The 14,286-nt window shown below is 72.5% G+C and carries 14 protein-coding genes; 7 read left to right on the top strand and 7 right to left on the bottom strand.

Annotated features, from left to right (window positions below):
* Nucleotides 1-60 precede the first annotated feature (60 nt).
* Nucleotides 61-876, top strand: coding sequence for an SDR family NAD(P)-dependent oxidoreductase (locus DPM19_RS24030; RefSeq protein WP_111870271.1), 816 nt, complete (start codon nt 61-63; stop codon nt 874-876).
* Nucleotides 877-920: 44 nt separating this feature from the next.
* Nucleotides 921-1,109 carry a ferredoxin gene (locus DPM19_RS24025; RefSeq protein WP_111870270.1) on the top strand — a complete coding sequence of 63 codons (189 nt, stop codon included), beginning with the start codon at nt 921-923 and terminating at the stop codon, nt 1,107-1,109.
* Nucleotides 1,110-1,167: 58 nt separating this feature from the next.
* On the opposite strand, the gene DPM19_RS24020 is transcribed toward DPM19_RS24025, so the two are convergent.
* Nucleotides 1,168-2,379 (bottom strand): amidohydrolase family protein, encoded by a 1,212-nt coding sequence (locus tag DPM19_RS24020; RefSeq protein ID WP_111870269.1) that lies wholly within the window; start codon nt 2,377-2,379, stop codon nt 1,168-1,170.
* 148 nt (nt 2,380-2,527) lie between these two features.
* Between DPM19_RS24020 and DPM19_RS24015 the strand changes: the two genes are divergently transcribed.
* On the top strand, nt 2,528-2,914 hold the full coding sequence (locus DPM19_RS24015; RefSeq protein WP_111870268.1) for a nuclear transport factor 2 family protein: 387 nt from the start codon (nt 2,528-2,530) through the stop codon (nt 2,912-2,914).
* Between the two features lie 10 nt (nt 2,915-2,924).
* Here the strand turns inward: DPM19_RS24015 and DPM19_RS24010 are convergent, their stop codons facing one another.
* The 5 genes from DPM19_RS24010 to DPM19_RS23990 form a co-directional block, all read right to left on the bottom strand.
* Complete coding sequence (locus tag DPM19_RS24010; RefSeq protein ID WP_111870267.1) at nt 2,925-4,013, bottom strand: zinc-binding dehydrogenase; 1,089 nt, start codon at nt 4,011-4,013, stop codon at nt 2,925-2,927.
* 51 nt (nt 4,014-4,064) lie between these two features.
* Complete coding sequence (locus DPM19_RS24005) at nt 4,065-5,294, bottom strand: amidohydrolase family protein (protein WP_111870376.1); 1,230 nt, start codon at nt 5,292-5,294, stop codon at nt 4,065-4,067.
* A gap of 91 nt (nt 5,295-5,385) precedes the next feature.
* A complete protein-coding gene (locus DPM19_RS24000) occupies nt 5,386-5,817 on the bottom strand; it encodes a nuclear transport factor 2 family protein (RefSeq protein WP_111870266.1) in 432 nt (143 codons plus the stop codon).
* Between the two features lie 19 nt (nt 5,818-5,836).
* Nucleotides 5,837-8,113, bottom strand: a complete 2,277-nt coding sequence (locus DPM19_RS23995) for a CaiB/BaiF CoA-transferase family protein (protein ID WP_199485255.1) — start codon at nt 8,111-8,113, stop codon at nt 5,837-5,839.
* A gap of 8 nt (nt 8,114-8,121) precedes the next feature.
* Nucleotides 8,122-9,084, bottom strand: coding sequence for an LLM class flavin-dependent oxidoreductase (locus tag DPM19_RS23990; RefSeq protein ID WP_111870264.1), 963 nt, complete (start codon nt 9,082-9,084; stop codon nt 8,122-8,124).
* Between the two features lie 125 nt (nt 9,085-9,209).
* Between DPM19_RS23990 and DPM19_RS23985 the strand changes: the two genes are divergently transcribed.
* From DPM19_RS23985 to DPM19_RS23970, 4 genes are all read left to right on the top strand, one after another.
* Nucleotides 9,210-9,641 (top strand): Zn-ribbon domain-containing OB-fold protein, encoded by a 432-nt coding sequence (locus tag DPM19_RS23985; protein WP_111870263.1) that lies wholly within the window; start codon nt 9,210-9,212, stop codon nt 9,639-9,641.
* Nucleotides 9,638-10,822, top strand: coding sequence for a thiolase family protein (locus DPM19_RS23980; protein WP_111870262.1), 1,185 nt, complete (start codon nt 9,638-9,640; stop codon nt 10,820-10,822). The genes DPM19_RS23985 and DPM19_RS23980 overlap by 4 nt, the downstream gene beginning before the upstream one ends.
* Before the next feature lie 35 nt (nt 10,823-10,857).
* On the top strand, nt 10,858-11,700 hold the full coding sequence (locus DPM19_RS23975; protein ID WP_111870261.1) for an SDR family NAD(P)-dependent oxidoreductase: 843 nt from the start codon (nt 10,858-10,860) through the stop codon (nt 11,698-11,700).
* Between the two features lie 82 nt (nt 11,701-11,782).
* Nucleotides 11,783-12,985, top strand: a complete 1,203-nt coding sequence (locus DPM19_RS23970) for an amidohydrolase family protein (protein WP_111870260.1) — start codon at nt 11,783-11,785, stop codon at nt 12,983-12,985.
* Between the two features lie 60 nt (nt 12,986-13,045).
* Here DPM19_RS23970 and DPM19_RS23965 read toward each other — a convergent pair whose 3' ends face one another.
* Nucleotides 13,046-14,266, bottom strand: coding sequence for a cytochrome P450 (locus DPM19_RS23965; protein ID WP_111870259.1), 1,221 nt, complete (start codon nt 14,264-14,266; stop codon nt 13,046-13,048).
* Between the last annotated feature and the right edge of the window lie 20 nt (nt 14,267-14,286).

Raw genomic sequence — 14,286 nt, 5'->3', positions numbered from 1 at the left:
AAGTGGTTCCGGTTCGGGAGCACCCGCCCCGACCGCACACTTCGGGCTTCGGGAGTGCTCATGGGATCCATGGACGGCCGCGTGGCACTCGTCACCGGTGCAAGCCGCGGGATCGGGCAGTACATCGCCGAGCGATTCGCCGCCGAGGGCGCGGCGGTCGCCCTGGTCGCGCGGACGGTCACCCCCGGTTCGTCATCGCTTCCGGGGTCGCTCGAAGAGGTCGTGGAGCGCATCCGCGCGAACGGCGGCCGGGCCGTGCCCGTACCCGCCGACCTGACCTCGCCCGATGACGTCGAGACGATCGTGGCCCGGGCCGAGGCGGCGCTCGGCCCGGTGGACACCCTGGTGAACAACGCCGGCGTGAACTTCTACGGCCCGGCGCTCGACATCCCCCCGCGCCGCTACGCGCTGATGTTCCAGATGATGGTCCACGCCCCGTTCCGGCTGTGCCAGCTGGCCGTGCCCGGCATGGTCGAGCGGGGCCGGGGCTGGGTGCTCAACATCACCTCCAAGCAGGCGCGCCACCCCATGGGCCCGCCGTACCCCGACTGGGCGAGCGACGGCTGCGTGCCGTACGGGATGTGCAAGGCGGCGCTCGACCGGCTCACCACGGGCCTGGCTGCCGAGGTGCACGGCTCGGGCGTGAGCGTCAACTCCCTCGGGACGTCCGGGCTGGTGATGACGCCCGGGGTGGCCGTGGTCTCGCCGCACACCCCCGACAACGCCCCGGTCGAGGACGACGACACCATGGCGGACGCCGCGCTCGCGCTGTGCGGCGCGCCGCCCGGAACCGCAACCGGCCGCGTCGCCTACAGCATGGAACTGCTCGGCCAGCCCTTCCCGGAGGGCCCGTGGGCCCTGTCGGCCACGTTCTGACCCATACCGAGACGCCCGAGACGCCCGAACGAAGGAGACGGCCGATGAAGGTCACAGTGGACCCGGACCGCTGCCAGGGGCACGCCCGCTGCTGGGAGATCTGCCCGGAGGTGTTCTCCCTCGACGAGGAGGGGCACGGGCTGGTGCTGGTCGCCGAGGTGCCCGCCGGTCTCGAAGCCAAGGTGGCCAGCGCCGTGGCCAACTGCCCCGAGCGCGCCATCACCGCGAACTGACCGTGCGGCGACTCCGCCGCCCCGCCGGAGGTGAAGCGGGGCGGCGGCGCGCAGGGCGTCAGGACGCGGTGATGATGGTGGCGGGGTCGGCCGGGGTGAAGTCGTAGACCCGGGCCGCGTTGCCCACGGTGATCTTGTGCTGCACGTCCTCGGGCAGGTGCCCGAGCCACTTGTTGGCCATCTCGATCGTGTCGGGCCAGGTCGAGTCGGAGTGCGGGTAGTCGCACTCCAGCATCACGTTGTCCTCGCCGATGATGTCCAGCAGGCGCAGGCCCGCCTGGTCCTCGATGAAGGTCCCGTAGACGTGGTCCTTGAACAGCCGGCGGATGTCGGTGTCCAGGTCGAACCGGGCCGCTCCCTTGGCCTCGCCGCGCTCGTGCGAGGCGTTCATGTCGATGTCGAAGCGGGACGCCCAGAACCGCTGCTTGTCGACGACCTGCTCGGCCCGCTCCAGGAAGTACGGGATCCAGCCGATCGAGCCCTCCGAGAGGGCGATCTTCAGGTTGCCGTACCGCTCGAAGTTTCCGCTGAACAGCCAGTCCAGCAGCGTGCCCGCCTGGTTGGCCGCGGCCGAGTACGCCATGAACGCCAGCGTCGGCATGTCCGGGGAGGTGCGGATCAGGTTGGACGACGACCCCACGTGCATCGACACGACCAGGCCGGTCTCGTCGCAGGCGCGCAGCACCGGGTCCCAGTGGTCGGTGTGGATCGACGGCAGCCCCAGCTTGGTGGGGTTCTCCGAGAACGCGATCGACTTGGCGCCGCGGGCGGCGGTCCGCTCGATCTCGGCCGCGGCGGCGACCGGGTCCCACAGCGGGATGATCATCATCGGGATGAACCGGCCCGGGTAGGCCTCCGCGAACTCCTCCAGGATGAAGTCGTTCCAGGCCTGCACGCCCAGCAGCGCGAGCTCCTTGTCCTTGGCCTCGTGGAAGACCTGGCCGCAGTACCGCGGGAAGGACGGGAACAGCATCGAGGACAGGACGTGGCCCTGGTCCATGTCGGCCACGCGGGCGGCCGGGTCGTAGCAGCCCGGCCGCATCTCGTCATAGGTGATCGGTTCCGGTGAGAACTCCTCCCGCCGCTTGCCCGCCACGGCGTTCAGGCCGGTGGTGACGATCTGACGGTCCTCGTAGACCCAGAACTCCGAGTCTCCGTCGCGGACGATCCGGGGGCCGCGATCCCGCCAGCGCGTCGGCAGCCGTTCCTGCCACAACCGCGCCGGCTCGATGAGGTGGTCATCGACCGAGATGAACCAGGTGAACGACATGAGAATCTCCCAACCGCCTCGCCGGAAGGCGGAGACATGAAAGCGAACGCTCACTATCATCGTACGTAGCCGGTTCCCCGGACGCCAGAGGCAATCGGCACGGCGGGCCGGTACGGGCCGCCGGGCGAACGGATCGAGAGGTGGTCGGATGCTCGACGACGCGATGGTGGAGAAGCTGCGGCGGCACTGGGACGAGGGGTGGAACGCCGGCCACCTCGCCACGATCATGGAGCCGTTCGCCCCCGGCGTCGTCTTCAGCTCCCCGTTCGTCCCGCGGCTGACCGGCGACCCGGCGAAGGCGTCGATCGAGGGGTACGCGGCACTGCGCTCCTACGTCGACCACGCGCTGCGGCGCACCCCGGGCATCCGGTACACGCTGGAGGCGACCTACGCGGGCACCGACGCGGTCGTCCTCGTCTACACCTGCCGGGCCCCCGACGGGACCGTCCGGCGCGGGGCGGATTCCATGCGCGTCGACGCGACGGGCCAGGTGGTCGAGTGGCGGTGCCACTACTCCCACGACTCGATGGGGTGAGGGCCCGGGCCTAGGAAGACGCCTGGACGATGACGGTCCGCACGCCCTCAGCCCGGGCCACCGTGTCGATGCCGTCCTGGATCTCGTCGAGCTTGATGCGCTTGGAGACCATCGAGCCGAGATCCAGCCGGCCCGCCTCGGCGAGCCGGATGAACCTGGGGAAGTCGCGCAGCACCTGGGCCCCGCCGACGACCGACCCCGCCAGCCGCTTTCCCGAGAACACCGCCTGGATCGCCGGCAGCGTCAGGGTCTCGCCCACGGCCGGCATCCCGACGAGCGTCACCGTGCCCTGCACGCGTGCCATGTCGAACGCCTGCCCCATGAGCTCGGGGCGCCCGACGACCTCGAAGGCGTAGTCGACGCCCTCCCCGCCGGTCAGCGCCCGCACCTGCTCGACCGGGTCGCCCTCGGCCGGGTCGATGGTGTGCGTGGCGCCCGCCTGGACGCTCACGGCGCGCCGGCCGGGCACCGGGTCGATGGCGATGATGGTCGCGGCGCCGGCGATGCGCGCCCCCTGGATCACCGCCTGGCCGACACCGCCGCAGCCGACCACCGCCACGCTGGACCCCGGGATGACGGCCGCGGTGTTGAGGGCGGCCCCGAGGCCGGTCGTGACGCCGCAGCCGAGGAGGGCCAGCTCCTCGTCGGCGAGGTCGGTCTCCACCGGGACCACCGACGCCTCGTGCACCACCATGGCCTCGGCGAACGTCCCGCAGCCGCACACGGCGGGGGCCCACCGGCCGTCGCCGAGATCGAACCGGGGCATCGCCTTGACCACCGGGTTGAGCACGCAGTGGTTGGACAGGCCGTTGAGGCACCGCTTGCAGGTCCCGCACGCGGGGGTGACCGAGGTGAGGACGCGGTCACCGGGCCGGGTCCGGCGCACCTCGGGACCGACCTCCGCCACGACCCCGCACCCCTCGTGGCCCAGCGCGATCGGGAGCGGCAGCGCCGACAACCCGTCGATCACGTTGAGGTCGGTGTGGCAGATGCCGCTGGCGCTGATGCGCACCAGAACATCCCGCGGGCCAATGCTCGGGACCGGCAGGTCCTCGAGGACGGGAGGCCGACCGGCCTCGTACGCGACGGCGACTTTCACTGCTGCATCCTTCGGGTCCGGTCCGGCGGGGAGCGGGGTCTCGGCGAGCGGTCAGCGCCCGCCGGCACGGGGTTCCGGCAGCCGCACCGGCGATGCGGGCGCCCGGTCGGGCAGCCCGAGGAGCCCGGCGGTGTTCCCGCGCAGCACCTTCCGGGTGATCTCGGCGTTGCAGCCGGCGAGCCGGGGGATGTAGTCGCGGGGTTCCCGGAGCCCTTCGGGGTGGGGGTAGTCCGACCCGAACAGCACGTGGTCGGCGCCGATGGCGTCGATGAGCTCGTTCACGTCGTCCTCGGGGAACGGGCAGACCCACAGGTGCTCGGCCAGCGCCCGGCTGGGTTCGCCCGGCAGCTTGCCACCGATCATGGGACCGCGGCGGCCCAGCGCCGCGGCCTTGTCGATCGTCTTGAACAGCGGCTTCAGCCAGCTGGAGCCGTTCTCGATCGAGACGACCCGCACGTCGGGGTGCCGGCCGAACAGGTTGTGCAGCGTCAGCGCGATGAGCGTGTCGACGACCGGCCGCTCGGTGTTGCACAGGGCCCACTGCAGCGGGGACTGCAGGTGCGAGGGGTTGGTGGGGTTCTCCGACCAGTAGGTGCCGTAGAAGTGGTTGTAGCCGCTGTTCGACACGTGGAACACCACCGGGATGCCCGCCTCGGCGACGGTCGCCCAGAACGGGTCGAAGAGCGGGTCGGCCGGTGAGCGGCCGCCGATCGGCCCCGGGCACAGGTGCACCAGGCGGGCGCCGGCGTCGATGACCCGGTGCAGCTCGGTCATGGCCCGCTCGATGTCGAGCAGGGAGAGCATCGGCACGGCGAAGATCCGGCCGTCGTCGCCGTACCCCCAGTCCTCCTCCAGCCAGCGGTTGAACGCCCGCAGGCTGGCATAGGTCAGCTCGACGTCGTCCCGCATGTCGTATTCGACCGCGACGCCCAGGGTGGGCAGCATGATCGTCGCTTCCAGCCCCTGCTCGTCCAGCAGGGCCAGCCGGGCGGGCTTCTGCGTGAACTCCGGGTAGTCCCTGGCGTTGATCACCTCGCGGTGGGTGAAGCCGTCGGCGACCCCGCCGGCGAACAGCCCCTCCAGGGCGCCGGGCGCGGAGGCGTAGTCGCCGGGCATCACGCTCATGAAGGTGCGCCCGCCCCGGAGGAAGACGCGCCCCAGGCCGTCGGCGCCCCGCTCGACGCGCACGGTCTCGTCCTTGAAGCGCGCCTCGATGTGCCGGGAGAAACAGTCGTCGGGCTCGTAGTAGTGCCCGTCGGCATCGATCAGCGGGTACTCCACCACCGCAACCTCCGAGGGGCCTCGTCGACGGAATCGAACGCTAAGAAAGTGAGTGCCCAGTTACTAATGTTCCACCGGCTGCTTCGGCGTGTCAAGGCGCGGACCGGCCGGCCCCGGGCTCGTCCAAGGTGGCCAGCAGCGCGTGCGTGTCCTGCTGGAAGACCCTGATCTCCGCGATGCGCCCGTCCGCGACGGAGAACAGCTCGACAACGTCGACCGTCGCCGCCCGGCCCGAGGACTTCGCCGTCCACGTCTGCGTGGTGATCTGCACCGCCGCCGAACCGCCGCAGTCCAGGACGCGCGGTTCGCCGATCGCGCGGTCCCAGTGCCGCGCGAACTCCGCGCCCATCGCGACCATGCCGGCCCGGCCGTGATGCCAGCCCCCGTGCGGCAGCGACTCCGGCTGCTGGATGCGGAACTCCGGATGCAGCAGGTCGAACGCGCCGTCATGGTCGCCGGCCCGGAACCGGCGCGCCATCTCGTTCACCAGCTGCACGGCCCCGTCCCGCGCGATCCCGGTCATGCCTGTTCGCTCCTCACGGTCAGTCGGACTTCATCTGCCGGGCGACCTGCGCGGCGAGCAGCGCGTCGATCTCCTCGCGGCCGAACCCGAGCTCGGTGAGGATCTCCACGCTGTGCTCGCCGACGCCCGGAAGCATCAGCCGCGGACCGCCGCCGGCCGCCGGGCCGCACCGCAGCAGCGGGCCGATCTGCTCGAAGCGCCCCCAGTCGGCGGTCTCGTAGGACACGACCCGGCCGAGCACGCGGTTCACCGGGTCGTCGAGGACGGCGCGCCGGAAACCGTCCCGGTCGAGCGGCTCGACGAGCTCGGCGAGCAGCCCCGCACCGCGCAGCCGGCCGACCCACCCGGCCGCGGGCCCGGCCGCGAACGCGGTTTCGAGGACCGCCTCCGCCCGCCGGGCGGCGTCGTCGGCGGCACCCCCGCGCAGCGGCGCGTACACCTCCGGGAGCGACCCGTCCGGCACCAGGGCGGCCAGCCGCCGCCAGGCCGGCTCGTCCGGGACGACCAGCGCGAACCACCGGCCGTCGCCGCCCTCGTAGAGGCGGTAGCCGGGCCCGTACCCGGTCTGCCGCGCGTCCAGTTCGGGACCGCGGACCAGCTCGCCATCGCGTTCGAACACCCCGCTCTGCAGCAGCATCCCGGAGCCGAGCAGGCTCGTCACCACGTGCTGCCCGCGACCGCCGGCCGACCGCGCGTAGAGACCGGCCAGCACGCCGACGGCGGCGACCCAGCCCCCCGCCATGTCCAGCGGGATCCAGGTCGCGGCCAGCGGATCGTTGCCGGCGCCGCCGACGGCCCGCTCGAAACCGGTCACCGCCTGCATGAGCGCGTCGTTCGCCGGCAGGGCCGCCCGGGGGCCGGTGGCGCCGAACGCGCTGGCATGGCAGTACACCGCGTCCGGGTTCAGCCGGGCGACGGTCTCCTCGTCGATGCCGAGCCGCTCCGCCACCCCGACCCGGAAGTTGTGCAGGACGACGTCGGCCCCGGCCAGCAGCCGCTCGACGACGGGCCGGGCCGCCGGCGCGCCGATGTCCAGCGCCAGGCTGCGCTTGCCCCGCTGGCACGCCGCCACGGCGTACGCGGCGGCGCGCATCGCCTCGCCCTCCGGTGGTTCGATCTTGATGACGTCCGCGCCGAGGTCGGCGAGGACCTCGGCGGCGAGCGGGCCGGCCACGAACGCGGAGAAGTCCACAACGCGGACCCCGGCCAGCAGGTCCCCGCTCGCGGCTCCGGGCGGCGCCGCCGTTCCGTCCCGCGGGCCGAGCGGGCGCATCGAGATCGGCGAGCCGACCACCACGTCGCGGTGACCGGCGTCGGCGCGCGGGACGGCCAGCCCGATCTCGGCCAGGTGGGGATCGGCCAGCGCCTCGCCGGGGCCGAGCACGGGCTCGCACGCCACGCCCACCTCCCGCAGCCGGCGGATCCAGACGTCGCGCGGTTCGGTCGCGAAGAACGACGTCCACCGGGCGGCCCGCTCGCCGAGCTTCCCGGTCATCTGGTCGGTGTAGTAGCCCTGGGCGCTCGGCTCGTCGCCGAGCACCTCGATCAGCGACCGGTACATCCCCTTGCCGCCGAACCACACCTGGATCAGCTCGCCGTCGGCGCAGCGGTACAGGAAGTTCGGGAAGGTCGACCCCTTCTCCCAGTACCCCTCGATCTCGGGCGCGGCCCGCTCGGAGCGGCCGATCATGCAGCCGAGCGTGGCGAGCATCCCGTCGTACAGGGAGGTCTCGGCCCACCCGCCGGCGCCGGTCCGGGCCCGGCGGCCCAGGAGGGCGAGCACGGACACGACGAGCAGCGACGCGGTGCCGATGCCGGACGCCCGGACGTCGACGAAGATCGGGCCGGGCCGGTGGCCGGCCAGCTGGGTGCAGAGTCCGGCGTTCGCCTCCACCAGGAGGCCGTAGTCCTCGACGGTCCCCGCGGCCGTCCGGCTGGGGCGGCAGCGCGCGTAGACCAGCGACGGGTTCGCGGCGCACAGGTCGCGGTAGCCCAGGCCACGCGCCTCCACGAGCGCCTCCGGCCCGTACACCAGCGCGACGTCCGCGTAGCGCAGCAGCGCGAACACCTCGTCCCGGTCGTCGGTGGCGACGAGGCGCTTGTCGCGGTGCCACGCCCGGCCCCAGGGCACGTCCCGGTCGATGGGCACCGGCTCCGCGCCCACCACCCGGACGACGTCGGCGCCGAGGTCGGCCAGGAGCATGCCCGGCACTCCCCCGGCCGCCCCCAGCCCGAGGTCGCCGGCGCCGACCGCGACCTCGACGACGGACAGCCCGGCGAACGGCAGCCTGGACACAGGAGCGATCACGGCGTCCCGCCCCGGACCGGCAGGGACAGCCTCGGCAGCACTTCCCGGGCGGCGAGGGTGACCACCTCCAGCGTGTCGGCGGGCGCGGCCGGGGCGATGACGAAGTGCCGGACGCCGGCGTCGACGTACTGCTGGAGCCGGGCCGCGACCTCCTCCGGCGTGCCCGCCGGGGCGATGCGGTCGAGCATGGCGCCGGGCTTGTCACCGTAGGCGGAGCCGAGGAACCCGGCGACGTCGTCGCGGGCGCGGTCGCCGTCCCGGCGGATGGAGCAGTACAGGTACATCATCCACTCGAATCCGGCCAGGTCACGGCCGGCCTCCCACGCCTCCTCCTCGATGGCGCGCACCGAGCGGGCGTACGCGTCCGGCGACACCAGGTACGGCATCCACCCGTCGCCCAGCCGGGCGGCGCGGCGCATGGCCGGCCGTTTGCGGCCGGACACCAGCAGCGGCGGGCCACCCGGCCGCATCCCGGGTGCGCCGGCCCCGGGCGGCCGTACCGGCCGGAGCTCCACGTCGTCGAGCCGGAAGAACCGGCCGCGGTGCCGGGCCGGCCCGCCCCGCCAGAGCAGCCGGAGCACTTCCATCGCCTCGTCGGTCCGGGCGCCGCGCTCGTCGAGCGGCACGCCGACCGCCTCGAACTCCTGGCGGAACTCCCCGCCGACCCCGAGGCCGACCGAGACCCGGCCGCCGGAGCGGGAGTCGAGGTCGGCGAGCTGCTTGGCCACGACCACCGGCTGGTACAGCGGGAGCGGGAGCACGCCGGTACCGACCCGCACCCGTTCGGTCCAGGCGGTCATCAGGGCCAGCCGGGTGATCGCCTCGCCGGTCTGGCTCGGCGGCAGCACGTGGCCGCCCTGCCATACCGACGCGATCGGCAGGCGCTCGACCGCCGCCAGCCAGTCCTTGTCCGGCTCCGGAATCGCCGCCGCCCCGAGGATGATGCGATCGTCGGACACCCCGCCTCCTTCGCGAGAGCGCCGACGCCGGACGGCGCCGACGGCCCGAAGATAGCAAAGGCTCACTTTCTTACGGTAGAGGTATAGTGAGCGAACACTCTCTTGCGTGGCGCGGGAAGGGGAAGATGGACGCAACCGTAGGGATACCGCCCGCCGTCACCGAGGAGACCGAGGCGTTCTGGGCCGCCGCCAAGGAGGGCCGCCTGGTCGTCGAGGGGTGCTCGTCCTGCGGCGCCGAGTCGTTCCCGCCGCGCGGGATATGCCGCTCCTGCCGGGCCAGGACGCCGGTCCCCGTCGAGATCACCGGCCGGGGCCGGGTCTACAGCCTCACCGTCAACCACCAGCGCTGGCTCCCCGACCTCCCGGTGCCGTACGCCGTCGTCCTCGTCGAGTTCCCCGGCCATCCCGGGGTGCGGGTGGCGGGCCGGCTGCGGGGGTGCCCGCCGGAGCGGGCGGCCATCGGCATGGCGGTGGACATCGGCTTCGAACCCGGGCCGGGCGGCTTCGCCATCCCGAGCTTCGTGGCCGTCTCCCCCGCGGACGGGGCGGCGGCGTGAGGGGAACCGACCTGTTCGAGCGGCGAGCCGTGATCTCCGGCATCGGCCAGTCGGCCATCGGGCGCCGGCTCGGCCGCTCGGGCCTCCAGCTCACCATCGACGCCGTCCTCGCCGCCGTCGAGGACGCCGGGCTGACGCTCGACGACATCGACGGCCTGGCCATGTTCCCGGGCGGCGGCGCGGCGAACCTGCCCGGCTACGCCAACGGGAACCTCTACGAGGTGCAGGACGCGCTGCGGATCACCACCACCTGGCGGCAGGGGCTCGTCGAGGGGATGGCGCTGCCCTTCTACGGGCCGGCCCAGGCGGTCGCCACCGGCCAGGCCCGCCACGTCGTGATCTGGCGGACCGTCAAGGAGGGCAGCGCGAGCCGCGCCGCCGGCGGGCGCCCGGCCTACGGGTCCACCAAACCGGTCGCCGAGGGCCCGCTCGCCTGGCTGCTCCCCGTCGGGATGCTGTCGCCGGTCTGCCAGGTGGCCCCGTACGCCGCGCGCTACATGCACGAGTACGGGGTGACCCGCGAGCAGCTCGCGTGGATCCCGGTGACGCAGCGGGCGCACGCCGCCCGCAACCCGGACGCCGTGTACCGGTCACCGCTGACCGTCGAGGAGTACCTCGAATCGCGGATGATCTCTACGCCGATGTGCCTGTACGACTGCGACGTCCCCGTGGACGGCGCCACCGCGATCGTCGTGTCGGCCGCGGAGACGGCGCCCGACCTGCGGTCGCCGGTCCGCATCGAGGCGATGGCGGGGGTGGTCGAGGGCCGGCCGTCCTGGGAGCAGTGGGAGGACATGGGCCGGGTCGGCCACGGCGCCGCCCGCGCGATGTGGGCGCGGACCGACCTGCGCCCCGGCGACGTGGACGTGGCCCAACTCTACGACGGCTTCACCATCGAGGTCGTCTGGTGGCTGGAGGCGATGGGCTTCTGCGAGGTCGGCGAGGCCGGCGCGTTCGTCGAGGGCGGCAAGCGGATCGCCCTCGGCGGCGACCTCCCGCTCAACACCTGGGGCGGCCAGCTGTCCGGCGGCCGGTTGCACGCCGCCTTCGGCCACACCGCCGAGGCGGTGCGCCAGCTGCGCGGGGAGACCGGCGACGGGCAGGTCGCGGGCGCGCAGGTCGCGGCGGTGACCAATGTCGGCGGCTTCGAGGCGGGCGCGGCACTGCTGACGCGCTGGTGAACGGCACACGGTTCGCACGAGGAAGGGAGAACGCGATGGTGGAGCGCGCCGGGCGGGTCGAGGGCAAGGTCGCGATCGTGACGGGCGCCGGTTCGACGCCGGGACCGGGGATCGGCACGGGCAAGGCGACCGCGGTCGTGCTCGCCCGGGAGGGGGCGAGCGTCCTGCTGGCCGACCTGTACCCCGAGCGCGCCGAGGAGACCCAGCGCATGATCGAGGAGGAGGGCGGCAAGGCCGAGGTGTTCGCGGCCGACGTCACCCGGGCGGCGGACTGCGCGGCGATGGTCCGCGCGGCCGTCGACGCGTTCGGGACGGTCGACATCCTGGTGAACAACATCGGCCGCGCGGCGCTCGGGACGGTCGTCGACACCGACGAGGACGCCTGGGACCAGGCCATGGACATCAACCTGCGGACCGCCTTCCTGGCGTCCAAGTACGCGGTGCCCGTGATGGCCGGGCAGGGGGGCGGGTCGATCGTCAACGTGTCCTCGATCTCGGCGCTGCGCGGCGACGGCACCGTGGCCTACTCGGCGGCCAAGGGCGGGCTGATCGCCATGACGGTCGACATGGCGTACTCGCACGGCCGCCAGGGCATCCGGGTCAACGCCGTCGCGCCGGGGCACATCACCACGCCGATGGTGCTGTCGGTCTCCGCGCCCGGCGCCCGCGCCGAGTTCATGAACACGATGCGCTCCGAGGCGGGCCTCCTCGGCACGCCCGGCACCGGCTGGGACGTCGCCTGGGCGGCGACGTTCCTGGCCAGCGACGAGGCGCGGTGGATCACGGGCGCGACCCTGCCGGTGGAGTCGGGCGTGCTCAGCGTGACCCCGCTGATGATGGCCTCGCACCTGCGCGGCGTGCCCGAGCCCGGCGAGTGAGGCTGTTGCGCATCGCCCGTGGCACACCTAAGGTAAATAAGTAAGTGAGCACTCTCTAACGAGCCAGAAGGAGCCCGCGCGGATGGCTGACCAGGACACGACCGAGGTCGCTCTCTGCGAGCGGTACGCGGTCGCCGACGTCGACTCCCACATCATCGAGCCCGCCGATCTGTGGACGTCGCGCATCTCGTCGAAGTGGGGCGATCTCGTCCCCCACGTGCGCTACCACGAACGGCGGCAGGAGGACTACTGGTACATCGGCGACAAGAAGCTGTACGGCGTGGGCGCCTTCGCCCAGGCCGGCTGGCCGGAGTGGCCGCCCTCCCACCCCAAGAAGCTCTCCGAGGCGCTGCCGGCCGCCATCGACCCCAAGGAACGCCTCGCCTACATGGACCAGGTGGGCGTCTACTACCAGGTGATGTATCCGAACATCCTGGGGTTCCACAGCCACCGGTTCCTCAACCAGATGCCGCGCGAACTGGCGACCGAATGCGTCCGGGCCTACAACGACTGGATCACCGAGTTCTGCTCGGCCGACTCCCGGCGACTCATCCCGATGACCATGCTCCCCTTCTGGAACATCGACGAGTCGGTCGCCGAGATGAAGCGCGCCCACGAGATGGGCCACAAGGGCGTCCTGTTCGCCGCCCGCTACGACAAGGCCGGATTCCCCCGCCTGATCGACGACTACTGGGAGCCGCTGCTGGGCCTGGCCCAGGAGATGGGCCTCAGCATGAACTTCCACGTGGGCTTCCTCGCCACCGACGACGAGCTCAAGGGCGCGGTCGACCAGTCCAAGAAGCTCGACTTCACCCGGGAGAGCGCGCTGGTCCTGCTCGGCAACGCGCAGAACGTCGCCGAGGTGGTGCTGAGCGGCGTCTGCCACCGGTACCCGGACCTGAAGTTCGTCTCGGTCGAGAACGGCGCCGGCTGGCTGCCGTTCCTCGGCGAGAGCATGGACTGGCAGTGGCTGAACGTCGGCGCCCACAAGGAGTTCCCGGAGCGGATGCTCCCCAGCGAGTACATGCGCCGGCAGATCTACGGCATGTTCTGGTTCGAGCGGCAGTCGGTGCGCGCGGTGATCGACCAGCTCCAGGACAACCTCATGTTCGAGACCGACTTCCCGCACGCCACCAGCCTCTCCCCCGGCCCGGCCTCGGAGTCGCCGAGCCCGCGCGTGGTCATGGAGCAGGCGCTGGGCGGCCTCCCCGAGGAGACCATCGGCAAGGTCCTCCAGCACACCGCCACGAAGCTCTACAACCTGGAGCCCCCGGTCCGGAACTGACCCCGCAGACCCGAGGACGCCGACGCGCACATCGGGGGGCGTCGGCGTCCTCGCCCAACTTCACCCGCCGTCTCGGGCGACCGGGGTGAAGGTGATCGGGACGGTGTGCGGGGCCCGGTTGAAGGTGGAGTGGAAGCCGATGTCGACGCCCGGTCGGAGCTTGATGTCGTCGAGCCGGCGGACGATCTCCTCCAGGGCGACCCGCAGGTTCATCCGGGCCAGGTTGGAGCCGACGCAGCGGTGCGGGCCGGCGCCGAAGGCGATGTGCCGGTTGCTGGTGCGGTCGAGGTCGAAGGTGTCGGGGTCGGGGAACTCGACCTCGTCGCGGTTGGCCGACGCCCAGTAGAGGATGACCGGCTCCCCGGCCTTGACCTGGTGGCCGTCGATCTCGGTGTCGTGCCGGGTCGTCCGGCCGATGCAGATGAACGAGCCGTCCAGACGCAGCAGTTCCTCGACGGCGGCCGGGATCAGGTCCGGCCGCTCGCGGAGCAGGGCGGGGATCTCCGGCTGCGCGCAGAACCGCAGCATCGCGGCGCCCAGCACCCCGGCGGTGGTCTCCAGGCCGCCCAGCACCAGGAGCTGGACGGTGCCGACGACCTCCGCGGTCGTGATGGGCCGGCCTTCGATCTCGGCGCCCAGCACCGCGTCGACCACGTCTCCCCGCGGTCCCTCCGCGCGCCGCCGCTCGACGAGCGCGCCGATCCACCGGGCGAGCTTCATCATGCTCTCCCGTGACTCCGGCAGGTGCGGCAGCGCCGCCTGCATCGCGTAGCCGTTGACCTCCTCGAAGTCGTCGGCGGGGGCGTGCAGCGCCAGGTCGAAGAACGCGAGGCCGGGGAAGGGGCGGGCGAAGTCCGCCATGAAGTCGCACTCGCCGCGCTCGATGAAGGCGTCGATGAGGCGGTTCACCAGCGCGCGGGTGGGTTCCTCCCACGGGCCGACCTTCGCCGGGGTGAACTGGGTGTTGATCAGCCGTTTGAAGGTCCGTTGCAGCGGCGGGTCGATGGTGACCGGCAGGATCTTCATCGTCGGCCCGTTGTTGGGCACCGTGATGCCCAGCTCGGAGCTGAACGTCTGCCAGTCCTGCGCGATGCGCAGCACGTCCTCGTACCTGGTGGTGACCCAGAACCCGCCGTACTGGTCGCTGCGGGTCACGGGGCAGCGCGACCGGGCGCGGGCCAGCGTGGGGTGGAACTCCCGGGCCAGCTCCGGCGAGAGGTGATCGAAGTGCTGCTCGATCCATTCGTCGGTGATCGGTCCGGTCGGCTCGCTCGTCTCCATCAGATCTCTTCCTCGACAGG

Source organism: Actinomadura craniellae, assembly GCF_003289645.1.
GTDB classification, from domain to species: Bacteria; Actinomycetota; Actinomycetes; order Streptosporangiales; family Streptosporangiaceae; genus Actinomadura_D; species Actinomadura_D craniellae.
This window is presented reverse-complemented; position numbering and strand designations above follow the sequence as displayed.